Origin of the sequence: Sphingobacterium sp. HSC-15S19, from assembly GCF_050433745.1 — a bacterium.
Classification (GTDB): Bacteria; Bacteroidota; Bacteroidia; order Sphingobacteriales; family Sphingobacteriaceae; genus Sphingobacterium; species Sphingobacterium siyangense.
In genome coordinates this window covers 1-26,491 of record NZ_JBNPWQ010000028.1, presented here as the reverse complement: position 1 = coordinate 26,491, position 26,491 = coordinate 1, and the positions used below count along the sequence as shown (strand labels likewise).

General features: G+C 38.3%; 26 protein-coding genes and 5 tRNA genes. 27 read left to right on the top strand and 4 right to left on the bottom strand.

Annotated features, from left to right (window positions below):
* Positions 1 to 27: 27 nt before the first annotated feature.
* Positions 28 to 1,281, bottom strand: coding sequence for an efflux RND transporter periplasmic adaptor subunit (locus tag L1283_RS20460; protein WP_120333433.1), 1,254 nt, complete (start codon positions 1,279 to 1,281; stop codon positions 28 to 30).
* 657 nt (positions 1,282 to 1,938) lie between these two features.
* On the opposite strand from L1283_RS20460, the gene L1283_RS20455 reads away from it, so the two are divergent.
* The 4 genes from L1283_RS20455 (at position 1,939) to L1283_RS20440 (ending at position 6,639) form a co-directional block, all read left to right on the top strand.
* Complete coding sequence (locus tag L1283_RS20455) at positions 1,939 to 3,321, top strand: TolC family protein (RefSeq protein ID WP_429626400.1); 1,383 nt, start codon at positions 1,939 to 1,941, stop codon at positions 3,319 to 3,321.
* Positions 3,322 to 3,353: 32 nt separating this feature from the next.
* Positions 3,354 to 4,715 (top strand): sigma-54-dependent transcriptional regulator, encoded by a 1,362-nt coding sequence (locus L1283_RS20450; RefSeq protein ID WP_333885970.1) that lies wholly within the window; start codon positions 3,354 to 3,356, stop codon positions 4,713 to 4,715.
* 3 nt (positions 4,716 to 4,718) lie between these two features.
* On the top strand, positions 4,719 to 6,038 hold the full coding sequence (locus L1283_RS20445) for a sensor histidine kinase (protein WP_286735828.1): 1,320 nt from the start codon (positions 4,719 to 4,721) through the stop codon (positions 6,036 to 6,038).
* An 82-nt stretch (positions 6,039 to 6,120) separates the two neighbouring features.
* Positions 6,121 to 6,639, top strand: a complete 519-nt coding sequence (locus L1283_RS20440; protein WP_075991172.1) for a hypothetical protein — start codon at positions 6,121 to 6,123, stop codon at positions 6,637 to 6,639.
* A 189-nt stretch (positions 6,640 to 6,828) separates the two neighbouring features.
* Here L1283_RS20440 and L1283_RS20435 read toward each other — a convergent pair whose 3' ends face one another.
* Entirely contained in the window at positions 6,829 to 7,992 is a 1,164-nt protein-coding gene (locus tag L1283_RS20435; RefSeq protein ID WP_312482475.1) for a BamA/TamA family outer membrane protein, read from the bottom strand.
* Between the two features lie 326 nt (positions 7,993 to 8,318).
* Between L1283_RS20435 and L1283_RS20430 the strand changes: the two genes are divergently transcribed.
* From L1283_RS20430 to L1283_RS20390, 9 genes are all read left to right on the top strand, one after another.
* Positions 8,319 to 8,391, top strand: a tRNA-Thr gene (locus L1283_RS20430).
* Positions 8,392 to 8,417: 26 nt separating this feature from the next.
* Positions 8,418 to 8,498 (top strand) — tRNA-Tyr (locus L1283_RS20425).
* 50 nt (positions 8,499 to 8,548) lie between these two features.
* Positions 8,549 to 8,621: transfer RNA gene (locus L1283_RS20420), tRNA-Gly, on the top strand.
* 95 nt (positions 8,622 to 8,716) lie between these two features.
* Positions 8,717 to 8,788: transfer RNA gene (locus tag L1283_RS20415), tRNA-Thr, on the top strand.
* A 72-nt stretch (positions 8,789 to 8,860) separates the two neighbouring features.
* A complete protein-coding gene (gene tuf, locus L1283_RS20410; protein WP_075991174.1) occupies positions 8,861 to 10,045 on the top strand; it encodes an elongation factor Tu in 1,185 nt (394 codons plus the stop codon).
* A gap of 164 nt (positions 10,046 to 10,209) precedes the next feature.
* Positions 10,210 to 10,280: transfer RNA gene (locus L1283_RS20405), tRNA-Trp, on the top strand.
* 23 nt (positions 10,281 to 10,303) lie between these two features.
* On the top strand, positions 10,304 to 10,498 hold the full coding sequence (secE, locus tag L1283_RS20400; RefSeq protein ID WP_028072657.1) for a preprotein translocase subunit SecE: 195 nt from the start codon (positions 10,304 to 10,306) through the stop codon (positions 10,496 to 10,498).
* 20 nt (positions 10,499 to 10,518) lie between these two features.
* Entirely contained in the window at positions 10,519 to 11,064 is a 546-nt protein-coding gene (nusG, locus tag L1283_RS20395) for a transcription termination/antitermination protein NusG (protein WP_046672242.1), read from the top strand.
* A gap of 70 nt (positions 11,065 to 11,134) precedes the next feature.
* Positions 11,135 to 12,715 (top strand): S41 family peptidase, encoded by a 1,581-nt coding sequence (locus tag L1283_RS20390; RefSeq protein WP_429626399.1) that lies wholly within the window; start codon positions 11,135 to 11,137, stop codon positions 12,713 to 12,715.
* Between the two features lie 20 nt (positions 12,716 to 12,735).
* On the opposite strand, the gene L1283_RS20385 is transcribed toward L1283_RS20390, so the two are convergent.
* Entirely contained in the window at positions 12,736 to 13,056 is a 321-nt protein-coding gene (locus L1283_RS20385; RefSeq protein ID WP_429626398.1) for a helix-turn-helix domain-containing protein, read from the bottom strand.
* A gap of 161 nt (positions 13,057 to 13,217) precedes the next feature.
* Here L1283_RS20385 and L1283_RS20380 point away from each other — a divergent pair, with 161 nt between their 5' ends.
* Entirely contained in the window at positions 13,218 to 13,355 is a 138-nt protein-coding gene (locus tag L1283_RS20380) for a hypothetical protein (RefSeq protein ID WP_157625900.1), read from the top strand.
* Here the strand turns inward: L1283_RS20380 and L1283_RS20375 are convergent.
* Positions 13,352 to 13,993, bottom strand: coding sequence for a rhomboid family intramembrane serine protease (locus L1283_RS20375; protein WP_075991177.1), 642 nt, complete (start codon positions 13,991 to 13,993; stop codon positions 13,352 to 13,354). The two genes, L1283_RS20380 and L1283_RS20375, sit on opposite strands and share 4 nt — an antisense overlap.
* A gap of 389 nt (positions 13,994 to 14,382) precedes the next feature.
* On the opposite strand from L1283_RS20375, the gene L1283_RS20370 reads away from it, so the two are divergent.
* From L1283_RS20370 to L1283_RS20310, 13 genes are all read left to right on the top strand, one after another.
* Positions 14,383 to 15,447: a hypothetical protein gene (locus L1283_RS20370; protein ID WP_333885974.1), complete on the top strand. Its 1,065-nt coding sequence runs from the start codon at positions 14,383 to 14,385 to the stop codon at positions 15,445 to 15,447.
* Between the two features lie 4 nt (positions 15,448 to 15,451).
* Positions 15,452 to 15,892 carry a MauE/DoxX family redox-associated membrane protein gene (locus tag L1283_RS20365; RefSeq protein WP_139144993.1) on the top strand — a complete coding sequence of 147 codons (441 nt, stop codon included), beginning with the start codon at positions 15,452 to 15,454 and terminating at the stop codon, positions 15,890 to 15,892.
* The gene (locus L1283_RS20360) at positions 15,867 to 16,577 is read left to right on the top strand and encodes a GLPGLI family protein (RefSeq protein WP_070566299.1); all 711 of its coding nucleotides are present in this window, start codon (positions 15,867 to 15,869) and stop codon (positions 16,575 to 16,577) included. The genes L1283_RS20365 and L1283_RS20360 overlap by 26 nt, the downstream gene beginning before the upstream one ends.
* An 8-nt stretch (positions 16,578 to 16,585) precedes the next feature.
* Positions 16,586 to 19,177, top strand: coding sequence for a hypothetical protein (locus L1283_RS20355; RefSeq protein WP_429626397.1), 2,592 nt, complete (start codon positions 16,586 to 16,588; stop codon positions 19,175 to 19,177).
* 80 nt (positions 19,178 to 19,257) lie between these two features.
* A complete protein-coding gene (locus L1283_RS20350) occupies positions 19,258 to 20,358 on the top strand; it encodes an HlyD family secretion protein (RefSeq protein WP_286850966.1) in 1,101 nt (366 codons plus the stop codon).
* 36 nt (positions 20,359 to 20,394) lie between these two features.
* On the top strand, positions 20,395 to 22,557 hold the full coding sequence (locus L1283_RS20345; protein ID WP_429626396.1) for a peptidase domain-containing ABC transporter: 2,163 nt from the start codon (positions 20,395 to 20,397) through the stop codon (positions 22,555 to 22,557).
* Positions 22,527 to 23,105: a TolC family protein gene (locus L1283_RS20340; protein ID WP_429626394.1), complete on the top strand. Its 579-nt coding sequence runs from the start codon at positions 22,527 to 22,529 to the stop codon at positions 23,103 to 23,105. Before L1283_RS20345 ends, L1283_RS20340 begins: the two co-directional genes overlap by 31 nt.
* Complete coding sequence (locus L1283_RS20335) at positions 23,017 to 23,928, top strand: TolC family protein (RefSeq protein ID WP_429626393.1); 912 nt, start codon at positions 23,017 to 23,019, stop codon at positions 23,926 to 23,928. Before L1283_RS20340 ends, L1283_RS20335 begins: the two co-directional genes overlap by 89 nt.
* Positions 23,929 to 23,935: 7 nt before the next feature.
* Positions 23,936 to 24,268, top strand: coding sequence for a hypothetical protein (locus L1283_RS20330; protein WP_070566309.1), 333 nt, complete (start codon positions 23,936 to 23,938; stop codon positions 24,266 to 24,268).
* 90 nt (positions 24,269 to 24,358) lie between these two features.
* Positions 24,359 to 24,535: a hypothetical protein gene (locus L1283_RS20325; RefSeq protein WP_175441997.1), complete on the top strand. Its 177-nt coding sequence runs from the start codon at positions 24,359 to 24,361 to the stop codon at positions 24,533 to 24,535.
* Between the two features lie 12 nt (positions 24,536 to 24,547).
* Positions 24,548 to 24,712, top strand: a complete 165-nt coding sequence (locus L1283_RS20320) for a hypothetical protein (protein WP_157625908.1) — start codon at positions 24,548 to 24,550, stop codon at positions 24,710 to 24,712.
* An 80-nt stretch (positions 24,713 to 24,792) separates the two neighbouring features.
* Complete coding sequence (locus tag L1283_RS20315; RefSeq protein WP_429626392.1) at positions 24,793 to 25,386, top strand: CPBP family intramembrane glutamic endopeptidase; 594 nt, start codon at positions 24,793 to 24,795, stop codon at positions 25,384 to 25,386.
* A gap of 468 nt (positions 25,387 to 25,854) precedes the next feature.
* Positions 25,855 to 26,412: a DUF3267 domain-containing protein gene (locus tag L1283_RS20310; RefSeq protein WP_429626391.1), complete on the top strand. Its 558-nt coding sequence runs from the start codon at positions 25,855 to 25,857 to the stop codon at positions 26,410 to 26,412.
* Positions 26,413 to 26,491 lie beyond the last annotated feature (79 nt).

The window sequence follows — 26,491 nt, the reverse complement described above, 5'->3', positions numbered from 1 at the left end:
GATGTTCTCGATAACCGCTATATGATGTTACTTTTTAATATTCAGTTCTTGAACCTTGTCATACGTCTCGTAGCTCGATACAATAACTTTATCTCCCGGTTGTAGACCTTTGATGACCTCATAATATTCCGGATTCTGTCTTCCTAGTTGGATATCCACACGATACGCTGTGCTTCCATTTTTATCCAATTTGAAGATCCAGTTACCACCGGTCTGTTGATAGAATCCTCCTTTTGCCAGTAATAATGCTTTTGTCTCGTCACTTAACGCTAAACGTATCTGCAAAGTTTGTCCACGACGGATCCCTTTTGGAACATCATTGATAAATTCCATGTCAACCTGGAAGCGTCCATTGGTAACTTGTGTATAGACTTTCTTGATACGGAGTTTGTAGGTTTTTTCACCGATAGAAAATTCACCTTGTAGATCTGGGAAAATACGGTTGATATAATGTTCGTCAATATCAGCACGCACTTTGAATCCTGTCAAAACGTCGATTTGTCCCAACCGTTCCCCGGCATTTTTGTTTTGTCCGATTTCTGCATCGAAAGCTGTCAATTGTCCGTCAACAGGCGCTCTAACGATCAGATCACCAATTTTTCTTTTCATCAGTTCCAATGCACTCTGTGTACGTTGATAAGTTTGCTTATCCTGATTAGTTTTTTGCGCATTGGAGATTTCGTCCTGTTTTAGGATCTGTTTGGTCAAGTTGACCCGCTCTTTTTGATAGTTGTATTCGTTCTTTGATTTTTCGAACTCTTGTGTGCCAATGGCTTTTTCAGCGAGTAATTTTCTATTTAAGGTATAGATACGTTCAGCTTCTCTATAGGCTTGTTCCACATCAGCCATTTGATTGCGATTGTTAATCGATGCTTGTTGTGCATTGGTCTGCGCTATTTGGGACTGTGTCAATAGATTCAGCACTTGTGTTTCTTGTTGTACCAAGGTAAGCTCCTGATCGGTATTGGAAAGACGCATGATTGCATCCCCTTTTTTTAAGATAGCGCCATCTTCTACAAACTTTTCTTCTACGCGTCCACCAACAGAAGCATCGAGGTATATGCTGCTAATAGGAAGCACAGTACCATTTATAGGGATAAATTCCTGAAAGTTTCCATTTTTTATTTCGACAATAGAGATGCGGTCAGCTTCAACATTCAGTTTGCTTTTGCCGGAGGTAAAATAGAAACTGGCGCTGATCAATCCAACTAAGCCAGCAACCCCCACAATAGTCATGATACGTTTGCTATTCCACTTCTTCTTTTCTAAAGGTCTGTCCATAATTTAATATCAATTTTGTATATAACTATGAAAGCTGTGCCAAGAATGTAAATTATTGATTGATAGGTTCTTGTTTTGTTTAGTTTTAAGCTTGGTGTTCGATAGCGGACACTTCTTGTACGAAGGCGTACAACTGGAAGTTTTTTGCTGTTTAGAGCGTCAACTGAAGCGCTTTTGGCAGATATAATCTGGCTGCGGTGATGCACATTAATTCCGATGGAGCAGGGGTTACTCTGTTGGTGTAAATTAGGGAAGGGGGTAGGTAGCTATATTGGTCGATCGGTTATAACGGTTGGTAAAAGTGGTCTGTTAAAATTAAGGATTTAACTATATTACTTTCGTTATTTACTCAACCCTTGTTCGGTGCTTAGTCGGTGCTTAGTCGGAGCTTGTTCGGTACTTCTTCGGTGCTTCTTCGGTTGTGACCGAAAAAAGTCCGAACAAGCTCCGACTGATATCCATTGAATGGAAGAATAACTATCGAACTTGATTTGAATTATTCTGCTATTTATACAGTTTGTCTTTGCTATTGTCCAACTACGCACACCGACTGTTCATTAATGAACATTTTTGAAAATATGTTTTTTGTATCTATTTGATAGTTAGTGTTTTTGTTGTTTGGCATGGCGATGGTCAGCAAGAAAATAAAAAATGGATATGAAGAGAGTCTATATATATAGTACATTATGCTTTTTATTGAGTTATGCCAAGGCAGGGGCGCAACAGACGGAGCAGCGACTAACGGAAAGAGTGGCTGGGACAGCAACAATTGCAGCGGTCGACGATAAACAAATTACCAAGCGGAGCTTAGCTGAGTGTATTCAGTTGGCAATAAAGGCCAATCCAACCTTATTGCAGAATGAACTCGATGTGAGGCGTGCGGAGGTGAATTTAGCACAGGCTAAAGCGAATAGACTTCCCGATGTTGATGCAAGCCTACAACATAGCCTAACATCAGGAAGATCTCAGGATAATTCGACCCTTCAATATATTTCATCCAACAACTCAACAGGGAATTTTTCTTTGGGCGCAAGTCTTCCAATATTTAAAGGGTTCCGTTTATTTCACGATATCCGGATGCGTGCTGATGCAAAGACTGCCGGTAAATTGACTTTTGATACGCAGATTAATGCGTTAAAACTGGACGTTATTACCGCTTATATCCAAAGCTTAACTGCTCAGGATATATTGCGGCAATCAGAAATGCAGACTGAAGTAACCCGAGAACAGGTCAGACGTGCGGAGAGTATGCATAAGGAAGGTGCAATTAATCCTGGGGATTACTTTGATCTGAAAGGACAACTGGCAAATGATGTCAACACGATTGAAAATAATCGTCAGTTACTATACAGTAGCCGCGTGAAGCTTGCTGCCTTACTAAATATGGATGAAAATCAATTGGGCGAATTGGATAACCTCGGAATAAAAGAAAGCGGGCAACGACTGGATGCGAAACAGCTCTATGAAATGGCCGTTGATCAATTGCCCGATATACAGGCGCTGGATTATCGGATCAAAGTGGCGGAGCGGGATATTAAGATTGCAAAATCATACTATTATCCGTCATTGAGTCTGAGCGCTGGTTTAGGGTCAAATTATTCTAAATTGGGGATTCAGGGAACGTATTGGTCACAAATGCGTAATAACGTAGGAAAGTATATTTCTCTCAATCTTTCTGTTCCGATTTTTAATCATTTGCAAGTTTATAACAACGTCCGCTTGGCAAAATTAGATCTGCAGACGGCTAGATTTCAAAAAGAGATCCAACAAAATGTTTTGCGGTCGGCGACGTCCAATGCGGTTTTTAACTTGCAGAATGCAAGTAACATGATTACACAATTACGTAGTCAAAATGAAAACTACGCGGAATCTTTTCGTATTGCCAAGGTAGTTTTCGAATTGGGAAACAGTAATTCAGTGATTTTTTTGACCGCAAAAAATAAATTCGATAACAGCCAGATTCAATTGGTCGTCAAACAGTATGAATGGCTGCTGCAAAAATATATCAATGATTATTACGCAGGCTCGTTGAATTTATAGTTATCTTAGTATCTTCAATGAAGTCAGGAAGTATGAAAAAAGCATCTATTTTAGTCGTTGATGATGACCAGGACTTATTAACTGCGGCAAGAATCTTGCTTAAACCTAAAGTTAGTCATATTCAAGTTGAACCCAATCCGGAGAATCTAATAGCACATCTGGAGAAGACACCTTATGATCTGGTGCTTTTAGATATGAATTTTAAAAGTACGATTAATACCGGTAATGAGGGATTATATTGGTTATCCCGGATCAAAGAAAAGTTTCCACAGGTACATGTCATTATGATTACCGCTTATGGAGCTGTTGATCTCGCTGTAAAATCGCTGAAACAGGGAGCGTCAGATTTTGTCGTGAAACCTTGGGAAAATGAGCAATTATTGGCAACGATCGAAAGCGCGCTTGCTGAATCAAAAAATAAAGAAAAGAAAAGTAAAAGTTCCTTACTCAGTAGTGGGAGCAGTCCTGATTTGATTGGTAATTCCATTGTTATGGACGAACTGCAATATAAATTGGAGAAAATTGCCCCTACAGATGCGAATATATTAATATTAGGTGAAAATGGGACCGGGAAAGACCTGATTGCTCAAGCCATTCAGCGAAGATCCTTACGTTCAGATCGGACTTATGTAAAGGTTGACGTCGGGGCGCTGACAGAAACGTTATTTGAAAGTGAGCTTTTCGGTTATAAGAAGGGCGCATTTACAGATGCACGTGAAGACCGCCAAGGTCGATTCGAAGCTGCAAATGGGGGAACATTGTTCCTCGATGAAATTGGTAATATCTCTTTGCAGCAACAAGCCAAACTGTTAACCGTACTGCAGAATAGACAGGTTACACCGTTGGGTTCCTATCAACCAATATCGGTGGATATACGCTTGATCTCAGCAACCAATGTGCCATTGAAACAGCTTGCAGATGAAAGCCGTTTTCGAAAAGACTTAATTTATCGGATCAATACCGTTGAAATTCAGGTACCGCCCTTACGTGAACGAGGAGAGGATATCAAGCTATTGGCTGATCATTTTCTCGATATTTATTCGAAGAAATACAATAAGCGGATTGAAGGCTTTGAACCGGATGCGGTAAAAAAAATGTGCGCATATCATTTTCCCGGCAACGTCCGAGAACTCCAATACAGCATCGAGCGTGCTGTTATTATGGCTGATCAGCTCAGTATAGCTGGAAATGATCTTTTTTTCTCGCCAATAGAACAACAAATAGATAACCGCGTTGTCGAATCCAGTCCCAGCAGTCAAAATCTGGAAGAATTGGAACGTAAAGCAATCAAATCGGCGATTGAACGTTATAACGGAAATATCAGTAAAGCTGCAAAAGAATTAGGGCTTACCAGGGCGGCACTTTATAGACGTTTGGAGAAATATGATATTTAGTCGATGAGGCACGGAAAAATCTTAAATGCAATCAAGGTTATCTTACTGCTGGTAGCAGCACTTGTGAGCGCTTATTTGCTACTTAAAAGAGAATATGTACAGGCGGCTTTGATCTTTTGTATGATGCTATACCTGGGTTTTAACCTATATGCACAGTATAATTTTTTGGCCAGGCAGCTGATTGAGTTTTCCGAAGCGGTCAAATACCGCGACTTTACCAGACGCTTCTTGGTGAAAAATACAAAGTCAGTGGAAGGGCAGCTTTTTATGGCCTTTAATCAGATCAACGAGACTTATAAGGAGATCAGCATTAAGCAGGAGATTCAGCACCAATACCTGGATCGTGTGATCAATATGCTGAATTCGGCGATTATCTTTTATGAGATGGATAGTGGTAAGGTCATGTGGGTAAATGAAGCTTTCAAACAGCTATTTCATTTGCCACACCTTGGAAATATCACGGGATTGAAGAAAAAAAACAATGATCTTTATGAAAAAACCATGTTGCTTGAAAATGGACAGCAGCAGATGGAGTCCGTTCAGTCAAGTAAAGGAAAAATAAAATTATTGATTCAGAGCTCAAGCTTTGAGACACAGGACGCTTTGTTTCGCATTGTGGTGTACCAAAATATCAACGAAGCAATTGATGAGACTGAGACAAAGGCATGGCATAAATTATTACGTGTACTGACACATGAAATCATGAATTCCATCGCTCCGATCAGCTCACTTGCTGAAACCTTAAACGGTCGTTTGGACCATTTTAAAGGAGCTGAAGATATTGATGATCTAAAAACAGGTATTTCCACCATCAAACGTCGTAGCGAAGGACTTTTACATTTTGCGAAGAGTTATCGTATGATCAATAAAGTCGATCAGCCTCAGTTAGCGCCGATCCAAATTTCGCAGTTATTTGAGCATATCTATCAGCTGCTTGAACCAACCTTGATCCAGAAAAATATTGATGTCGATATTATTCTGAAAAATACACGGCTAATCTTATCTGCCGATGTCAATTTGATCGAGCAGGTTATTATCAACTTAATGTTGAATGCAATAGATGCGGTTAAAAATAGGGAAGAAGCCTATATTAGTTTATCTGCTCTTGAAGTAGACGGAAAGGTGCAGATTCGGATTGAAGATAACGGGGCAGGAATTCCTGCTGATCTTCAGGAGCAGATCTTTACACCATTTTTTACAACGAAGAAGACGGGTACAGGGGTCGGCCTTACCCTGAGCAAACAGATTATGCTTTTGCACAAAGGGACTATTTTCCTCAATAGTACAGAAGGCGAGGGGAGTGTTTTTGTGCTTCAGTTTTAGGAGGGCATTCCTGCAAACTAAAACCTAATGTTCCATGTGAAAAATCATAAAATTTAGCGATGTTTGCAGCGAAATGAACTACATGCTTAAGTATTGGCGACATTATTTTGTATCCCATAGTCGCCATGGGACCCATTCTCCTTTTGTTTATAAATTGGTAGACGAAGTAATTTATCAAAAGACATCCAAAGCGAGCGTTTCAGAATTACCACAAACTATTCAAAACGAGAGCAAGGTAGAACAGAAAAAGTATGCATTAATCGATCGATTATTAAGGACATTTGCTTACGACAATTTTAGCTACTGGGCCGATCATCCGCGCGAAAGTTATAGGAGTCTTTTGCACGACCAATGTGGACGTTATGCGTACCGACATATTTATTATATTGACCAGGACGATCTTGACCTGAATTTTTTGGAAAATATTGGGGATCGAGATCTATTAATTATAAACGAGCCCCATTTATCAGTGAAAAGGGAAGTCTATTGGAATAAGCTGAAGGAGGATGATCATAGTGTAGTTACGATAGATCTATACCGAATTGGGTTGGTTTACTTTAGAAAAGGACAGCGAAAAGAGAATTTCCTGATTCGATTTTAAGCTGCTGTTCCGATCTAGGCTTCTGTTCCGACCTCTTTTTGACTGTCGATGGTCAGTCATCTACCGCTTTCCGTTGGGCATCAACTATTTTAGCAGAAGTTTTAGGGCAGTAGAGAGGAGAGGAAAAAGTGGATGTCATTAGGCAAGAATAAACAAGAGCATCCATGCCTATATGGATGCTCTTGTTTATTAAAAAGCTTCACTTAGGGACAGATAGAAACCCGACTGTCGCTTTTCTCCGGGTCTTTGTTCACCAAAAGAATAATCAAAGCGTATGCTACTATTGTGTTCGAGACTAAAGAAGTAGCGTAAACCACCACCATAACTTGCGACATATCGGCTGCTATCTTCCTTGGAAAAGGTCGATCCGAGTCCTGAAAATCCAACGATGCCAAAGCGTGGATGAAAGCGATAACGCAGTTCAGCCTGTGAGGCAAGATAATTCTTGTCCCGATAACGTCCGAGGTAATAACCGCGCATCATCATGTCTCCACCGAGCTCACGGTAGTTGTAAAATGGGACGGTTTTTCCAAATGTGGAACGAAAGATTCCTTGCAGAGCCAGCGTGACTTGGTTGTGCAGTGGAATAAAGCCACGGAGATCTACATCGAGGTTTGCCCCCGTAAAATCAGTACTTGTCCATAACTTTGGAGCATAGGCTAGCCGCAATTTAGCATAATACCCCTTTGTTGTATAAGAAACGTTGTCCCTATTGTCAAACAATTGCGAAAGACCTATGAGTAGCTGTTGTCCGCCATGCTTCCCAATAAGATCGGAATGATTGAAAATACGATCGGCACTGTCGCTACGAATGGTGAAGTTATCGTATTGAATGTTGATACCTGAATACAGGTTGTTGCTGATTTTTTTCTCAGCTTCGAGTTTGACGCGAAATAATTTTTGATCAATGCGTTCTTCATCGGCTTTCCAAGTGTCCATACCGACGCCATAATAGTTAAAGGGCCAATTACGGTAGCGTATTTCACTAATCAGATGGTAGTCGTTGTTTTTAGTCCAAAGATCGGTCTGTAGTTTGAAGTTGGACTGACTATTGGATGTAAAGGTTCCCATGACCGTGACGGTGGAGGTGCGGATTTTGGGATCAGATTTGTCCAGATAAAAATTATACGCGCTCGCCAGGCCGTATTCAACTCCCGTTTCCTGCGCATAACCAACGGCCGGTAAAACCATAAAACTACCGGAACGTGTCGAATCTCTTTCAGCGGAAAGAAATTTTTTACTCAATTTTTGAATAATATTTTGAGCTTTCAATTCGGCCGATCCCATTAAAAGTACCGTAAATAGTACGGAGTATCGGGTAAGTTTTGAAAGTGATTGCGGTAAAATTTGCATGCCCAAAGATAGTATATTAGCCAAATAACCAAAACAGGTAAATATGGAACCAAAAATTATTGTGCTGCATATCAGTATAATTGCCAAAAACTGTCTTTTTTTTTTGACAAATATTTTTGTAAAGTGAGTTTTGTGTCTATCTTTGCATCAGCAAACAAGGGAACAACGGTTCAAAACAACAAAAGTTTGCTTAGTTCTTTAAATGAAAAAAAATAAAAAATAAACTTGCAGAAATCAAAAGTAAATTCGATATTTGCACTCGCTGAAAAGGTAGAAATGCTTGGTCAGACGTTGATAGAATGTAAGTTTAAATAAAGATATTAGAAGCCTCTTTAGCTCAGCTGGTAGAGCAACTGACTTGTAATCAGTAGGTCATTGGTTCGATTCCGATAAGAGGCTCTAAATGTAACGAAAGTTACAGGTCTGGAGGGGTTCCAGAGCGGTCAAATGGGACGGACTGTAAATCCGTTGCTTCGGCTTCGAAGGTTCGAATCCTTCTCCCTCCACACTTTATTTTAATTAGGGTGTTAGATTTGCTCTAGTTTCTAATTATTAAGCGGAAGTAGCTCAGTTGGTAGAGCGATAGCCTTCCAAGCTATAGGTCGCGAGTTCGAACCTCGTCTTCCGCTCAAATTTTTCAAGTATTAAATTTAGTCTCTATCTTCTTTGATAATAATGTATCTAAAGGTGGGGGCATTAATACGTAAATAAGGTTTTTTAGTAAGCCGAAGTAGCTCAGGGGTAGAGCACTTCCTTGGTAAGGAAGAGGTCGTGGGTTCAAATCCCATCTTTGGCTCGTACTTGTGTAAAAGTTAAGCAAGAGTATATAACAAATAGAAATAATTTATAATTACTAATTCGCATAAACATGGCAAAAGAGAAATTTGACCGTAGTAAACCACACTTAAACATTGGTACTATCGGTCACGTTGACCACGGTAAAACTACAACTACAGCTGCTATCACTAAAGTATTGGCTGATAAAGGTTTGTCAGAAGCTCGTTCATTTGATTCAATTGACTCTGCTCCTGAAGAAAAAGAGCGTGGTATCACAATCAATACTGCACACGTAGAATATTCTACAGCTAACCGTCACTATGCACACGTTGACTGTCCAGGTCACGCTGACTACGTTAAGAACATGGTAACTGGTGCTGCTCAAATGGACGGTGCTATCATCGTAGTTGCTGCGACTGATGGTCCTATGCCTCAAACTCGTGAGCACATCTTGTTGGCTCGCCAAGTAGGTGTTCCTGCGTTAGTAGTATTCATGAACAAAACTGACTTAGTTGATGACCCTGAGTTGTTAGACTTAGTTGAAATGGAAGTTCGTGAGTTATTATCATTCTACGAATTCCCTGGTGATGATATCCCTGTAATCAAAGGTTCTGCTTTAGGTGCATTGAACGGTGAGCCTGAGTGGGTTGAGAAAATCATGGAATTAATGGATGCTGTAGATAACTACATTCCAATTCCTCCACGTTTGACTGACTTACCTTTCTTGATGCCAGTAGAAGACGTATTCTCGATCACAGGTCGTGGTACAGTTGCTACAGGTCGTATCGAAAGAGGTGTAATCAACTCTGGTGATCCAGTTGAGATCTTAGGTATGGGTGCTGAGAACTTGAAATCTACAGTAACAGGTGTTGAGATGTTCCGTAAAATCTTAGATTACGGTGAGGCTGGTGATAACGTAGGTTTATTGTTACGTGGTATTGAGAAAACTGATATCAAACGTGGTATGGTTATCTGTAAACCAGGTTCAGTAACTCCTCACGATCATTTCAAAGCTGAGGTTTACGTATTGTCAAAAGCTGAAGGTGGTCGTCACACTCCATTCTTCAACAAATACCGTCCTCAATTCTATTTCCGTACAACTGACGTAACTGGAGAGATCTCTTTACCAGAAGGTACTGAAATGGTTATGCCAGGTGATAACGTTACAATCAGCGTGAAATTAATTTCTGCTATTGCAATGGAAAAAGGTCTACGTTTCGCTATCCGTGAGGGTGGTCGTACAGTAGGTGCTGGTCAGGTAACTGAAATTATCTAGTCTTTAATTAAAGATTTAGAATCACATAGAATAAGCTAATCGACTGAGGTTGATTAGCTTATTTTTTCGATAAGCGATTTATCGGATTAGAATAAAAAAAAGTGAAAAAAGATTTGCAGAAAGTGGTTTAAAACACTATATTTGCATCACAAAATAAGAAATACACGGGCATAGTTTAAAGGTAGAACGAAGGTCTCCAAAACCTTTGGTCTGGGTTCGAGTCCTGGTGCCCGTGCTTATAAAAACAGATAAACTAAAATGGCAAAAGTACTTGATTTTTTTAAAGACTCTTATGTAGAGATCACTGAGAAAGTGACTTGGCCTACATGGTCTCAGTTACAAAGTTCAGCTGTTATTGTGCTTGTTGCATCTCTTCTTATTGCATTGGTTGTCTTTGTAATGGATAAAGCTTCAAGCGTAGGGTTAGAATTCTTGTACGGTATTGCTTCTTAATTTTTCAATCGTATTTATTTATGGCAGATCAAGGTTTAAAGTGGTACGTAGTTCGTGCTGTAAGTGGTAAAGAAAAGAAAGTAAAGCAATATATTGATGCCGAAGTTAGCCGTTTAGGTATTGAGCACTTGATTCCTCAGGTGTTGATTCCAATGGAAAAATACTACTTGATGCGCGATGGTAAGAAAGTTGCTAAAGAACGTAACTACTATCCTGGTTATGTTTTATTAGAAGCAGCTCTTGACGGTGAGTTAGAGCACATCATCAAAAATATCAATAGTGTAATTGGTTTCTTGGGCGATAAAGCTGGTAATGCGGTTCCTTTGCGCCAAGCAGAAGTAAATCGTATCCTAGGTAAAGTGGATGAAATGGCCGAGCAAGGTGAAACCATTAACGTTCCTTACTATGTGGGTGAAACAGTGAAAGTCAACGACGGTCCTTTCAACGGATTTACCGGAGAAATCGAAGAAGTCCACGAAGATAAAAAGAAATTAATCGTGATGGTGAAAGTCTTCGGTCGTAAGACGCCACTTGAACTAAACTACATGCAAGTAGAAAAAGAGTAAGATTAGTAATTAACGATAGAGAAAAGCTTTTCATGAAAATTGGAAGGCTTTTTTTTGTATCTTACTACAAATGAAAAGGCCAACTATTTATCTATTCGTATTGGTGTATGTGCTGACATTGCTGAGCTGTGCAAATGTCGAGAAGTACAATCGATTTATTGAAACTCCCCTGGCGGTGGAAGCTATGCAGCAAGATATCAACTATGTTGAGCATAACTTATGGAAAATGCATCCAGACTTGTTTCTATATGTGCGGGAAGATCAGTTAAAGGTTAAGTTCGACAGCCTTCGTAGGGCGATCCGCCAGCCATTATTGCCCAATCAGTTTCAGTTGGCATTAGCATCTGTACTGGCTCAAGTTCGGCAGGGGCATATGACGCTGAGTCCCCTTATTTCCAAATTTGATCCGAAAGGTAAGGATAAAGTCCGTTATCAAAAAAGTAAGGGTCCCTTTTCACAATTGGGATTTCATTGGCAGGAAAATACACTCTACCTCTCAAAAAATGGAACGTTAGATTCAAGTTTGGTAGCAGGCTCTAAAATTCTTTCTATTGAGGGTATAAAACCACAAAATCTGTACACAAAATATCGTCCAACCTTTACTTCAGACGGCTATAATACGACATTTATCGATCAGGCTTTTGAGCGTTTATTACCGCGGTATTACCAATTGGAACTGGGATATAAAGATTCTATTTCGGTTTTGTTTTCTCGCGCCGATAGTACATATCAGCGGACGGTGGTCAGAAGGTTTGACAGTGTCGATACAAAGGCTAAATCAGGGATAAGGACCACGGTTGTGAAAAAAGTGAGCCAACCTGATCAGAAGAAAAGTGATCTAAAAAAGCAGCGTAAAATCTTTGGGTATAATGCCAATCTAAAAAGAATGAGTAAACAGCTCTCTTTCCCTGTTAAAGGCGATAGTAGTGTTGCTTTATTGAAAGTGGTTGACTTTTCATATGGGCGTCCAAAAGAAGCCTATAGAAGGATTTTTGATCGGCTGGGGCTTAATTCGGTCCAATACCTGATCTTGGATCTTCGTGGCAATTTGGGCGGACGTTTGTCCGATGTCCGTGAACTATACAGTTACTTAGTGGAAGAGGATAAATTCCAATTTGTTCAGCCGGCAGTTATCACCTCAAAATTCAACTTGCCGTTTTATCAGGTAAAAGGATTGCCGAGCTGGTCTTATCCCATTTTATCACCATTTATTATTCCAAGTGCTGTAGTATCCTGGACAAAGAGCTTCTCCAAAGATGGGATAAATTATACCCACCTTACAGGGAGCAAAGTCGAGAAATCAAAAGGCAGTCGCTATCGCGGTGATTTATTTGTATTGATTGATGGCGGTACTTTTTCTGCTGCGAGTTTAATTGCTACAAATCTAAAAGTTGGGAAGCGGGCTGTGTTTGTGGGCGAGGAGACAGGTGGGGCAGCTAGTGGCACAGTTGCGGGAGTTCTTCCAGTGCTGAAACTTCCAAACTCCCATCTGCGTTGGCGTTTTGGCCTAATGGATGTCAAACCTTATTATCAAGTAAACGAAGCGGGGCGGGGTGTCATGCCGGATATTCCTGTCGTGCGGAGTGTTGATGATGTTATCAAGGGGAAAGATCCAGTATTGGATAAGGTGTTGAAGTCTATTAAAAAATAAGGAGAAGTGTAAGCGGGGGATTAGGCTTTACTTTGAGATCGTTTCCCTTGAAATAAGGCAATTATTTTCTTTAGAACAAGTTTGCTATAATAATAGATTAAGCCAAATATATTCTCTCCTGTTATATCGCTAGCCAAAGCAGGTGGTAAAAGTTCATAGATCGTGATACCAAAATAATCCGCTATTTTGTATACCTGCTCTACCTTTAGCTTCGTCTCATTGCGTTCGATTTTTGAATAGGCAGCCTGTGATATCTCCAAAACGAATGCAACAGCTTCCTGTGATATCCTGAGACTTTCTCTTTTCTGCCTAATAATTGTTCCGATTTCTTCTCTTGCCATTCTTTAAAAACCCAAATTATCGAATGGCCTAATTTAATAAATATAACTTGAAGTTGTGAAGTTTTTCAATGTTAAAACTTCTAGTTATAGTCTATAACCCTAGGTTGTGGTAGCTCAGCCTCTTTTCCATGAATTTTGATAAAAATAAATATTGAGATATCATGGAAAAGAAATTAAAAGAAATTAATGTTAGCGAGTTGGATGCAAATGAAGTGTTGGAGATTGAAGGAGGATCGGAGCGGGAGGGTGAGAAAAATACAAATTGGTTAGAATCCATATGGAATTATCTTAAACCTTAAAATGCGTCTTTCAATTCGATAGCATAGGGGCTCATAATTAGTGCTAATATGGAGCCAAGAACAAATGCGACCAAGTGTAAGGATCTATTTATTTTGGATATTTTGATGAGGGAAAGTAGTACTGATGTTAGTAAAGCATATATCCAATAGTGCGTTGAATTATGAATCCATGGAATGAATAAATGATTCATTTTTTGCAAAGGGAAAAATAGTCCAGAAAAACCGAATAGTCCAAAGGAAAGGCCAGATGAACCCACAGCGGTAAATGTGAAGTCTTTCTTTTTAAAAAGTGTTTGGATGAGATTTGGTAGGATTATAAGAAGGAGAAAAATAAATATAGTAAAGACGTAAGCAATAGTAATTCCGTGTGCTTGATTTAAGACAGCACACATATCATACCCTAATCCAAAAATTACAATACAATTAAACAAGAGGTGAATCCAGTTGCGATGAATCAAAGCCGAGGTAAGCAAAGTATGAATACGCTTACCTCTTGCTATTTCGTAGGGGTGCAGGATCAGTGCATGGAAAAACGATTTATTATAAAATCCAATGATGCTGCATACCAATATAATCGGTACGACAATATAGGAATAGGGGGATTCGGCGAAAGTTGGGAATATATCGAAAAATTTCATTTATAGTTGTTGGTGAATCATGCAAAAATATCTAATAAATTTTAAAATACAACCTCAGGTTGTGGTGGACGTAATGGGTAATGCCCAAATTTGTATCGTTGATCAACAAAAGCAGTTGCCGAAAAAGCTTTAAAATAGAGTAGGAATCAATAAATAATTTTTTTTTTTATGAAAACAATAAAAAAAAATTCTCTTGCCTTATTGGCGGTAATATTTACTCTTGTAGGTATTTCTAAGATTGATTTGGTGAAGGAAGTAGATCTTCTTGTATTCTGTGGGGTTTGGTTTATAAAGGTTCTGATAATTCTCATGTTGAACCAATGCCAGATGAGGAATCCCAACCAACACCCTCAGACAATCAGTAAAATTTAAGTATATAAATTCATCTAATGAAAATCCAATTGTTAATACCAAGTTTAGTGTTGTTGATTTCCTGTGGTTTAAAATCACCAAGCAGCTTCAATGCACTAGAAAAGCGAAATATTGTTGTTTGTGATGCACTTCAAATTGAAGGAAAGACCATCTACGGTGATTTGCAAAATGATTTGGAGGCTGTACCTTATACTAAATCATTAAAACCTGCAGATTTTGGTGATAAACTATATCAAATAGCAAGTTCCGGTGTGGAACGGTATTATCTCAAAGAGAGTAATCAACAAGTTCATTATTGGGATGTTGCTAATCTTGAACATCATACGATGGACCTATCAAAAAAATATCCCTTTGGATTGGTTATAGGACAAGATGAACATAGTATATATTTCTATAATTCATCTACAAAAGGAAAAAGTTTTGGTACGTATAACTTGGTTTCTGAAAAATTGAATATTGTCAATTTTGATGGATATACTGTAATTAGTACAGCCAAGCTCAGCAAGAAACCAGATGTTTTGCTATCCACAGGAGTAAAGGATGAAAAATTGGGTTTTTACCTTATTGATACCTTGCAACAAACTCAAACATTGATAAAAGCAATTGAGACTAAAGATCCCGTTAATGGAGACCCTGGTGTCTATGGTGGTAAATTTTATGTATTCCAAGATCGTATACTGTATGTGTTCGATAATCGATCAAGCTTTTATGAATTTGATCAAGACGGAAGATTTGTTCGTGAAATTACCACTATAGATACCTTTGATTTTAAGGGGAAGTCCAATAAGGCATACAATATACAGCTGGAAGGGTTGTATAAAGGTCTAGAAATCTTTGACAATATTTTGTATGTACGGACAAATATTATCAGTACTAAAAATAGTTATATACTTTATGATCGGTATGATCTCGTGGAAGGAAAATATAAAGATAGCTTTAAGCTCAATTTTGATTTTGATATCAGTCAATATTCTTATCCCATCTTCACCAATCATTTAACGGCTGATAAGTTTAGCTTAATATTTGGGGATAAATATAGGTCTGGTCGTTATGCCAAGATTACGTTATTTTTCAAAAAATAACTTTATGAAAAGATATCTTTTATATTTTATTGTATCGGTTATACAATTTGGGCTTTTTGTGTTACTCATGATTTCTGTATATCAAAAGATTAAAAATTTTGAAACTTTCATGGATACATTAGTTGGAACTAATTTGTTTTATGTAAATTCAGTGAAGTATTTTGCGATAGCTGTGATCGTTGCGGAGTTGATTGTTGCTTTCTTCTTATTGGCCTATCGAAAAATAGGATTTTATTTGACTATTCTTCTTTTTTCAGTTTATACCCTCTATATTATTATATTAGAATTATACTATTTTTATCCTTCCTGCGGCTGTGGTGGTATTATGGCGCAATTACCATTCAAGGAACATTTAACTCTTAATCTTATTTATATAATTTTGGCTGCGATTAGTATTCTATTCGTGAAAAAATCAACATATGAAAAAAATATTGTTATCGTTTAGTTTTTGTATATATGCGTTACTTTGTGTTGCGCAAAATCAATATAAGATTACCTATAAAGGAACATTGCTTTCCTCTTCTCTCAATGCGAGATTGGAGCAAGAAGTAAATGATCCAGTGTTTTTGCAAGGATATAAAGATTTGATTGAGGGTTTCGAAGTGCAATATGCATTGTATGTTGATGTATCCAAGGGGAGATCGATCCTCTTGGAACAGAAAGAAATTGGATTGGATGGTCCTCCCCCATTCAAACATTTATTCTCTTTTTATGATCAGGCCGGTAACCTATATTTTGAAGATCTATTCCGCGGTAAGCAATTTAAGGTGCGAGACTCGCCGGCAGTATTACAATGGGATGTAAAACAGGAAATAATGAAAGTTGGCAATTTTAATTGCCGTAAAGCAGTCCTTAAGAATGATCCTTTCAATACCGTAGTATGGTTTTGTGAAGATTATCCGATTAGTTTTGGACCCTATATCGGAGCTAAACTTCCGGGTTTGGCAGTTTTGTTGGAGAATGATTACTATGTTATCAAAATCGATAAAATAACAAAAGAGGCATTTTCCAAGAATATCGAAAATCAAATGAATGCAGCTCAGAAAAAGACTGGTATTTCTTACGCCAAGTATAGAGAACAGGTAGCCCCTTTGCTAAAAAAGATGAAAACTGAAAATATTATTGATTAGGACAACAAATGAGGTTTTGGTCGGGTATTTTCTTCATTTTATTCTTAATTTTTTCTTGTTATTGTGCTTCAGCCCAGCTGCTTGATGGTCGTGTAGTTTCCCGAACCAGTGGAGATCCGATTTCAGGAGCAATAATTAGTCTCTATAGTGTACAGGATTCTGATCGTATGCTGCACTATATGACGACGGACGACAAAGGCAGATACCGTTTGCGTGAACATGGATTTCCGTTCATACTAAAGGTGAGATCTATGTCTTTTCAAACTTTTCGAACTAAAGTGAGTAAAGCATCTGATTTTCCTGCAGTGATCATGCTAAGCGATGAGTCTATTCGCATGGATGAAGTATTGGTAAATATGAACAAAGGCTTTGCGTCCTTTAATAATGATACGACGGTCTATAATCTTAAGGCTTTGAATCTTCAAGATAGAGACAATCTGAAAGAGATTTTATTACGGATTCCTGGATTCAAAGTCGATGAAAATTACAAAATCGTGCATGGTGGGAAAGAGATTAATAAAATTCTGATCAATGGTAAAGAAGTCTTCGAGTTTCAAAATAAAATAGCTTTGGAGAACATGGAATCTGGAATGTTAGATCACATAAGAGTGATTGCCAATTATCAGGATCCATTTCGTGTCAATCTTGGCAATGAGCATGAAGAGAAAGTGTTGGATCTAAAGGTGAAAGATAGTTTTACGAATATATTGAAAGGAAATGTGGAAGCATTTCTAGGCTATAAGAATAAGTATAAATTTAAACCCTTTCTCTTTTATTTTGGCGACAATCTTTCTTTGTTTTCGTTGACGAATATCAATAATGTCTTTGATAAGGACTGGTCGAGTGAGGATTATGCAGGCGCAATACGTTCTAACAATGTCGCTTCAAGTTATTATTCCTCTCAGAATAAGAAGGTATTTTATACGAAGGACATTACGCTAAATAATGAATCTAGCTTATTGAATGCGACAATGATTAAAAAGAACACGGAGCGATATTCATTACAAGCGGTTCTGAATTTAAATTATTTGAAGTCCATCCGACTCTCTGAAGAGAATTCCAGATTTTTAGGAAATAATCTTTATGAAAAAAATAGTACGGATAGTTTGCGCGCTAGAATGATCGGTACTATGTTGAATTTCCGATATAAATTGAGTGAAAGTAGTATTGCCAAAAATATCTTTTCCAGTTATCAAGACCGTTTGAAAGGAGAGGGAAGTTACGAATCAATATATCCTCAAACAAAGGAGCTTTTTAATCTCGGAGAGATGACGGAGCAGAGGAGCAATATTTTATCAAATCGTTTGACTTATGAGACCAAGATAAATAATGCCTTAGCCTGGAATATGGGCTGGGACTGGAAAAATGAGATTTCAAGAGATACTTGGCAACTTCAATATTTAGAGACAACGAAAGAGCAGACTAATCGGAATAAACAGAATATTAAATTTTCAAGCAATGAAAGTATATTGCATACTAATTTGAGACAGCTTTTGGGAAAAGTAAATACACTTGTCTATGAATTATCTTATAGTAATATACATAATAGCTTTATTCCTGATAATATTAACCAAGCCAAAACGCGATATATAGCTCGCACAGAAGCAAATTTTAATTTAAAACGCTTTAACCTTCGTAGTACAATAGCCTTGCAGCGTCAAAGAATCGAAGTATTTGATTCTATATCTACTTCTACTTTTTTATTGGCTAACATTAATTTGGATTACTTTTTGGATCGATTTAAGAAAAATCGTTTAATTTTTAATTGGGGAAGAACTACCCAAGCACCTGACGTCAAATCAGGGCTAAGCCAGCGCGTAATCTCTTATGATCAGACAATACTTGGAAACCATCAATTGCTGCATGATATTTATGCAATCAATACAGTAAAGCTCGGCTATTTATATGATTTTCCATTTAAAGGGCAATCTTTTAGAATAAATCTCTATAGACAGCACAGTGAAAAAGCGCTGGTACAATTTATTGATATGACTTTTCCGCTTTTAAGAAATTTGAAATTGGTTCAGGGGTATCGAAATGTAGGGCTAGATGTCTCTTATGCACAAAATCTTTTTAAAGATCAGTTTCCTATGAATGTTTCCTTGTTCTATAACTATCAGAACAACCGCTCTTATCAGTTTTCGGGTGCTGGAGAATCGCAGATTAAGCAGCGGAATCATGGTTATATGCTAAATCTAAATTCTTTTTCCTCAGGAGCGATCAACATTTCTATGACCCTCAAAAACGATTATACACGGTATGGTTATCAAGATGGACTTCTAACGGATCAGAACTCACTAATGATTTTGTTGGGGCCAAAATTTAATCATAAAAGGACGGAATGGAAGACAATGCTTAAATATAGCGTTATAAATAGTGTTGATCAACGGCGCGAGTTTATGGATATAGATCTTTCCTCGGTATATATCATTAGTAAAAAGCTAGAACTGATATTGACTTGTGAAAACATGTTGCAGAATTTAGGTTTTAAAAACAACGCTGTTTTGTCTGTTTTTAATAATCAAAATGGAATTGAAAATTTTCAATCTTTTAAGAATTTAGTTGGATATAGTGCGGTGGGTGTCAAGTACAGATTTTGATGAAAATTTAAAAATACAACCTCAGGTTGTGGTGGATTTAATCAACAATAGACAGTTTTGTATTGTTGATTAAAACCAAGATGAAAAGAACAAATATTATATACCTGCTGCTGATAGTGGCTATAATTATAGGGTTGATATTATTACCGCTTATCAAAGTGCCGATTTCAATTTCGGCACAGGGAATCGTCAGGCCTACGATGGAGAATACAAAGATGCTATCCTTGGTTAGTGGCCGTATTATTGACAACCGTATAGTAGGCAACAATCAGCAGGTAAAACAGGGGGATACACTACTAATCATTGTTTCCGAAGATCTGGAAAATAAATTGTCTCTAAATAAGGGTTTAACGGATGACTATGCGAGGCAAATCGCTGATCTAAAACTTATTCTTGATGGTAGGGCAAAAAGTCTGCAAAGTGGACAATATCAACTGGAATATCTGTCCATGGAACAACGTATGTCTGAAATACAGTCGCAGCTTACCTTAGCACGCCGTGAACTGGACCGACATAATCAGCTATTCAGCCAGGGGGTGGTTTCCCAAGCAGAACTTGATAAAACACAATACTCTTTTGAACAACTTGAAAATCAGTTTTTGACGATACGGAAGCAGCAGATGGCGCAATGGAGCGCTAAGTTGGTCGAACTGAAACAGAAAGCACAGTCGCTGTCGTCCGAGAAAAAGTCTATCTTGATTGATGGTCAAAATTATATTGTTCGAGCGCCCATAACAGGTACAGTGGTTAATTTTAAAGGATATCAAAAAGGAGGACAGCTCGTGCAGGGACAGGATATTTTGGAAATTTCGCCAGAGGATCAGCTTATAGCTGAATGTATGGTGCCTGCCAAATCGATCGGCTATATTAAAAAGAATCAATCGGTCAAATTCCAGATGGACACGTATAATTATAACCAATGGGGATTTCTTTCGGGGACAGTGCATGATATTGACTACAATCTGGTAAACGATCAACAAAAAGGATCCTTTTTTAAGGTCAGGTGCCGTATGGATCAAAACTTTCTGAGCCTCCCCAATGGAAATAAGGCCTTTGTAGGAAAGGGAAATACATTTAATGCGCGGTTTTACCTCTTGGACCGTACGTTATGGCAGCTCCTGTTCGATCGGGCCGACAATCTGTTCAATCCAAATCTTGGCGCTAAAACGAGCGCATTATAAAAATTTCTTTATTAATCTGACAACAGTAAATTTGTAATGAAAAAATCTCCTGTTTGCGTTAGGCAGCACGATATCCGTGACTGTGGGGCGGCCTGTCTGGCTTCTATTGCGGGCTATTATGGTACACATATTCCTATTGCCAAGATTAGACAATTCTGTCACACCGATACGCGTGGTACCAATGTGTTAGGTATGGTTCAAGGACTGCAACAAATGGGTTTTAATGCCAAAGGTGTCAAGGGCGCTATAGATGCCATTCCGCAGATACCTTTACCAGCAATTGCCCATGTTGTGCTCAAAGAGCAGCTCCAACACTATGTGGTAATCTATCAGGTGGAAAAGGATAAAATTACGGTGATGGATCCTGGTTTGGGAAAAGTAGAAAAATATACCTTTGAGGCCTTTCAGAAGATTTGGACTGGGGTGTTGATCTTAATGGAACCCAATGAATATTTTGAACAGAAAAATGAGAAGATCGATGTTTACAAGAGATTCTGGAATCTGATCCGGCCGCATCGCTCGGTGATCGTTCAGGCACTGGTGGGAGCTGCTGTGTATACGCTGCTGGGGCTTTCAACATCGTTTTACATTGAGAAAATTACCGATTATGTACTGGTCGATGGCAATCTGCGCTTATTGAACCTTCTTTCGATCGGTATGTTGGTCATTCTGATTTTTCAGTTGCTCATTGGTACATTGAAAAGTGTCATGGTCCTGCAGACGGGGCAAAGGATCGATAAATACCTGATTTTGGGTTACTATAAGCACTTGCTGAGCCTTCCGCAACGCTTCTTTGATACAATGAAAGTAGGCGAGATTATATCGCGGGTCAATGATGCAGTCAAAATTCGTGCTTTTATCAACGATGTAGCCATACAAGCGGTCGTTAATGTGTTGATCGTAGTCTTTTCCTTTGCGCTTATGTTTACCTACTTCTGGAAGCTGGCTTTGATCATGTTGCTTGTTATCCCTTTTTATCTTGGGGTCTATTGGCTTTCGAATAAACTGAACAAAAAAGTAGAGCACCGGATGATGGAAGAAGGGGCCGAACTGGAATCTCATCTGGTCGAATCGCTCAATTCGGTCAAGACTATCAAGCAGTTTGGCATTGAAACTTATTTTAATAGTGGTACAGACAATCGGTTTTCGCATGTATTGAAAACCATTTATGCCTCGGTGATGAATGGCTTGTTTTCCAGTACCTCTGGCGAGTTATTGTCACGGTTATTTACCATTATCCTCTTATGGGTTGGCTCATACTATGTGATCGAACGTACGATCACACCGGGAGAACTACTCTCATTTTACGCCCTGATCGGTTATTTTACAGGTCCGGTGACGCAATTGATCGGCATGAACAAGACATTGCAAAATGCATTGATTGCAGCAGATCGCCTGTTTGAAATTATGGATCTGGAGCGCGAAGAATCAGAAGAAAAATTACAGCTTACTTCGGATCTGGTTGGGGATATTGTCTTTGATAATGTTCGTTTTTCTTACGGATCACGGGTAGAGGTATTCCGAAATTTTAGCTGCCGGATACAACAGAGCAAGATGACGGCTGTGATCGGAGAAAGTGGAAGCGGTAAGACTACGCTGGGAGCGCTTATTCAACAGCTGTATCCATTACAGGAGGGGAAGATTTCTATTGGGCAATACGATCTGAACTATATTTCGAAGAGCTCCCTTCGGGAACGCATTGCCATCGTGCCCCAACAGATCGATCTTTTTTCGGGTAATATTGTCAGCAATATTGCTGTTGGTGAGGATATTCCCAATTTTCAGCGTCTCTTGCAGGTGGTCAATGAATTGGACATGATGTCTTTTATTGAAAAGTTGCCAGCCGGTTTTGAAACTCAGCTGGGTGAAAATGGATCCATGCTATCCGGTGGACAGCGGCAACGAATTGCCATTGCACGAGCATTATACCGCAATCCGGACATTCTGATTTTAGACGAAGCAACTTCAGCTTTGGATACTTCAACAGAACAGGTAATCCAGCGGGCATTCCGTCGCTTTAAAGATTCGGGTAAGACGATGATTGTGATTGCCCATCGGTTGAGTACGATTGCCGAGGCCGATACCATTATGGTGCTTAAAGATGGTGTACTTATCGAACAAAGGGAGCATAATCAGTTGTTAGCCCAAGAGTCTGCCTATAAGGATATGTGGAAAAAGCAATCGATCGTGTTAAACTAACTGTTGTTTTTTATTCAATGATGAACAATTATCAAAGAAGTAGGATAAAGTGTTGGTTTATTACTATAAACATACTGTTATCTACGAATGTACTGGCGCAGCGAGCCTGGACTTTACAGGATTGTATCGACTATGCTGTGGCTTATAATCTGCCGATCAAACAGCAGGACATCAAGGCTAAGATAAAAGTGCTGGATCAGGAAATGGCAGTGCGGGAACGCTTGCCAAGTGTGAGCGGCTACGCAAATGGTTATACCACTTTTGGATCATCACAGGATGTGTTTGGTACGATTCGGCGCAATGACAACCTGAATAGCAACATGGGGATCAATGCGGAGCTGACCCTATACCAATATAACTATTTTCGAAACCAGGCCAAGAAAGCTGCTTCCGAAGCGGAACAGGAACATATCGAAAAAGAGATATTGAAACGGAATCTTACCGTTCAGCTGATGGAAGATGGAAGCCTATCTGCAGACCTTGCTGGCTCAGGCACTGCTGGTCTCACAGGATTCGGCCATGCAGTTTTCACAGCAACTCTTGGATAAGGCCCAGAAAAGTACGGCGGTAGGGGCAACAGCAGTGTCGGTAGTTGCCGAAGCAAAAGCCAATCTGGCACGGGAGAAACAGCAATACCAACAATATCACAAAGATAGACAACAGTCCTTGCTCAAACTAGCCCAGCTGATGAACTACCCGGACTATAATAACTTAAGCCTGGCTGTCCCAGTAGCGGAGAGTGATCTTCTGCAAGAGCATACTTTTTCGGATATATCGAACCTGCGGGAAGAAGCTTATTTGCATAATCCGGTATTTGCTAAGTTTCGAAGTCAAGCTGTTGGACTTGAGGTCGAGTCCAAGTTGGTTAAAGCAGCGTTATTTCCGACGGTAAAAGGATCCGCTGGTTTGGGGAGTACCTATTTCAATGCTTTTAAAGCGGACAATACGCGATCTTTTTTTGTACAGAGTAAAGACAACTTTGCCCAGCAGCTCGCTGTGACGGTTTCGGTGCCCATCTTCAACAAAGGAAAAACAAAACGTCAGTTGAAGCAGATCGACTTGAACCAGCAAAATATACAATTGGCGATTGATAATGAAAAGTTTGCTCAGCAGCAGATCTTAGATAAGCTATTGCTTGAATTGGATGAGAACAGAAAGCAATATGGTATTGCGGTAGAAGCGAGCACGGCAACAGCGCAATCTTTGGATTACACCTTGCGGAGTTTTGAAGCGGGCAAGGCATCGATCTATGATGTCAATACGAGTAAAAGTAATTTGATTAAAGCGGAGTCGGAAACGATCCGCAGCAAATATACTGTGGTGTTCAATCAGCTCATGCTGCGCTATCAGATTTATGGATCGATAAATTAAAATCATTATGAAGCTATTTCAATATATAGATCGGATTAATTTGTTGGACAAGTTGATCCGCCAAAGAAGGACGGGGACGCAGTCAGAACTAGCAGTCCGCCTCGGGCTTTCTGTGTCACGATTGGCCCGTATTATTGAATATCTTAGAGATATTGGTGCTCCAATTACTTTTGATAGATCGCTTAATACGTATTACTATGAAAAAGACTATTCAATCCAAATCAAGGTAGAGGTTCAGCAGGAAAATATTCATTTGCTGGATTTAAATCAGATGAGACAAGCAAATGCGGGTGATAATTTTATTTCAAATCATTTTCTGAATGCTTTTTTTGTGCATTGAGCAAAAGTAATTTAGTAGTGTTGATCAATAGAGCAGGAATCCGAAAAGGCTAACAATAGAGTAGGGACTAATTTTTTATAAATCAAAAAAATGAATACATTAGATTTAAAAGGTTTCGGTGTTCAGGAAATGGATGCGAAAGAAATGGAAGTAATTGATGGGGGATGGTGGCAAGCTGCTTTGGGGACATTTTTATATAATGTCGTTGCTGATTGGAGACAAAACGTTGCTGCATTTGAAAGAGGAATAAATGGTGAAGCTTTATAAAATTGTAAATTTATGAACAAAATAGAACTAACAGAATTGACTAATTCTGAGATTATTGAAGTAAACGGTGGAGATGGTATGACAGAAGCTTTTTTTTGGGTTTTAGGTCGATTTTTTCAGGCTCAACAGAGAGATCTAGATGGATCCATTGGTGGCCCTACAGCAATTCATGGGTAATTTAGTGCTTTGAAAATAAAAACTATTTTACGTAAGAACCTAAGTACTTTGCTACTTAGGTTCGTCCTAATTTTGATTTATTGAAACAGAAAATAGAACTTTTAATATTTGGTACTTTACAATCAAGTATTATTTTGATTGTGTTTTTTCTATTGTTTGGCTTGGATATAGCCTCCAATACTATTACCATGTCTGATCAATTTAATATTTTTTTAATTTGTATCTGTACAGCTTTTTTTGAAGAGATTGTCTTTCGGTATTATTTGATTCGCGGGTTGCGTAGATTTTTTGATAAGAAAAAATCAGTACTAATTTCAGCTGTCTTATTTGCTGCATGTCATCTAGGAAATTCTCATTTTACGACCACAGCATTTGTTTCCCATTTTCTAGGTGGTATAATTTATGCATATGCTTATATTCATACAAAATCTATATATTATCCTGTTGGATTACACTTTGGTTGGAATTATATTCAATGGTTATTTTCACTTCCAATGAGTGGAACAACAAAAAGTGGTTTATATAGTCTTATTTTGCCAACCAATGATTATTGGTTGGGAGGAAATTATGGGATAGAAGGAGGGTTTGCAAGTCTTCTGATTAGGAGTATCTTGTTTGGCGTTATCTTATTTACAGTTTCCAGATATGAAAGAAATGCACACGTGAATTATTAGGTTTCGGTTTTCTATTAATGTTAACATTTTATTTATATATGGGCCCAAAATAAGTAAAAAAGGGGAGAGTAGCATGATATTGAAATTATTAAAAAGTTGTGAATATAAGAATTATTCCATTGGATTGGGCTTTAAATTAAGATATTTAAATTATGTTGTTAGTAAAAAGTCATAACTTGATTATTATATTTGGCTATCGAATTTTTCTAATTTTGCTACTTATCCGTGCAATGGTTGCACATAATCAAAAAAATAAAGCCCGTATATAAATTAATACCACTAAATAATGATGAATCGCAGGCTATAAGAATAAACTATGGTATAAATTTATAGGAGAAAAGCATCTTCTATAAATATAATTTGAAGACATTATTACTTTTTCTACCCTAGTTCAAAGAAAGTAATGGTGTTTTGACTTGTGCTATTGGCAATTGAAGAGTAGTTGATGAGAATAATGTGAGAAAATTAATGAATGAATTAATAGATTATCCAGGGTTTGTTGTAGAGCCGAGATTGATTAGTATGTCTAAAGCTAACATGATAGGCATGTTGTTTTTCGCTGTTTTCATTCTCTTATACGGGATACCTTTTTGTTTACTGTGGGATCTAAAGGAAGAGCTGGCGGCAATTAAAGATAGCCTATATAATAAAGCTTCGAATGCATGGTGGGTTTATGGTATTGTCATTATTATCGGTGTCGTTCTTCATGAATTGATTCATGGCATTGTATTCGCATCCTTTGCGAAGCAAGGTTTCAAATCCATAAAGTTTGGAATTATTTGGAAAATGCTCACTCCATATGCTCATTGCAAAGAACCGTTACGGGTAAGACCTTATATGTTAGGTGTAGTTATGCCTTTTCTCCTTGTTGGCTTTTTACCCGCGATTTATTCAATTTTTACTGGAAATTTACCACTTTTATTTTTTGCAATTTTCTTCTCTGGTGCGGCAGTCGGAGATTTCATGATTTTAAATTTAATTTATAAAGAGAATAAAGATAACCTGGTACTTATGCTGCTCCCCTAAAACTAGACATAAATTTAAGGTATGAAATAAATAGATTAAATTAGCAATATTATGTCACGTACACGGAGAACATTTAGTA

Bases quoted from the DNA above. Each gene is read 5' to 3' on its own strand.
- L1283_RS20460 (WP_120333433.1), bottom strand. From the start codon at position 1,281: ATGGACAGACCTTTAGAAAAGAAGAAGTGGAATAGCAAACGTATCATG.
- L1283_RS20455 (WP_429626400.1), top strand. From the start codon at position 1,939: ATGAAGAGAGTCTATATATATAGTACATTATGCTTTTTATTGAGTTAT.
- L1283_RS20450 (WP_333885970.1), top strand. From the start codon at position 3,354: ATGAAAAAAGCATCTATTTTAGTCGTTGATGATGACCAGGACTTATTA.
- L1283_RS20445 (WP_286735828.1), top strand. From the start codon at position 4,719: ATGAGGCACGGAAAAATCTTAAATGCAATCAAGGTTATCTTACTGCTG.
- L1283_RS20440 (WP_075991172.1), top strand. From the start codon at position 6,121: ATGCTTAAGTATTGGCGACATTATTTTGTATCCCATAGTCGCCATGGG.
- L1283_RS20435 (WP_312482475.1), bottom strand. From the start codon at position 7,992: ATGCAAATTTTACCGCAATCACTTTCAAAACTTACCCGATACTCCGTA.
- tuf (WP_075991174.1), top strand. From the start codon at position 8,861: ATGGCAAAAGAGAAATTTGACCGTAGTAAACCACACTTAAACATTGGT.
- secE (WP_028072657.1), top strand. From the start codon at position 10,304: ATGGCAAAAGTACTTGATTTTTTTAAAGACTCTTATGTAGAGATCACT.
- nusG (WP_046672242.1), top strand. From the start codon at position 10,519: ATGGCAGATCAAGGTTTAAAGTGGTACGTAGTTCGTGCTGTAAGTGGT.
- L1283_RS20390 (WP_429626399.1), top strand. From the start codon at position 11,135: ATGAAAAGGCCAACTATTTATCTATTCGTATTGGTGTATGTGCTGACA.
- L1283_RS20385 (WP_429626398.1), bottom strand. From the start codon at position 13,056: ATGGCAAGAGAAGAAATCGGAACAATTATTAGGCAGAAAAGAGAAAGT.
- L1283_RS20380 (WP_157625900.1), top strand. From the start codon at position 13,218: ATGGAAAAGAAATTAAAAGAAATTAATGTTAGCGAGTTGGATGCAAAT.
- L1283_RS20375 (WP_075991177.1), bottom strand. From the start codon at position 13,993: ATGAAATTTTTCGATATATTCCCAACTTTCGCCGAATCCCCCTATTCC.
- L1283_RS20370 (WP_333885974.1), top strand. From the start codon at position 14,383: ATGAAAATCCAATTGTTAATACCAAGTTTAGTGTTGTTGATTTCCTGT.
- L1283_RS20365 (WP_139144993.1), top strand. From the start codon at position 15,452: ATGAAAAGATATCTTTTATATTTTATTGTATCGGTTATACAATTTGGG.
- L1283_RS20360 (WP_070566299.1), top strand. From the start codon at position 15,867: ATGAAAAAAATATTGTTATCGTTTAGTTTTTGTATATATGCGTTACTT.
- L1283_RS20355 (WP_429626397.1), top strand. From the start codon at position 16,586: ATGAGGTTTTGGTCGGGTATTTTCTTCATTTTATTCTTAATTTTTTCT.
- L1283_RS20350 (WP_286850966.1), top strand. From the start codon at position 19,258: ATGAAAAGAACAAATATTATATACCTGCTGCTGATAGTGGCTATAATT.
- L1283_RS20345 (WP_429626396.1), top strand. From the start codon at position 20,395: ATGAAAAAATCTCCTGTTTGCGTTAGGCAGCACGATATCCGTGACTGT.
- L1283_RS20335 (WP_429626393.1), top strand. From the start codon at position 23,017: ATGGAAGCCTATCTGCAGACCTTGCTGGCTCAGGCACTGCTGGTCTCA.
- L1283_RS20330 (WP_070566309.1), top strand. From the start codon at position 23,936: ATGAAGCTATTTCAATATATAGATCGGATTAATTTGTTGGACAAGTTG.
- L1283_RS20325 (WP_175441997.1), top strand. From the start codon at position 24,359: ATGAATACATTAGATTTAAAAGGTTTCGGTGTTCAGGAAATGGATGCG.
- L1283_RS20320 (WP_157625908.1), top strand. From the start codon at position 24,548: ATGAACAAAATAGAACTAACAGAATTGACTAATTCTGAGATTATTGAA.
- L1283_RS20310 (WP_429626391.1), top strand. From the start codon at position 25,855: ATGAATGAATTAATAGATTATCCAGGGTTTGTTGTAGAGCCGAGATTG.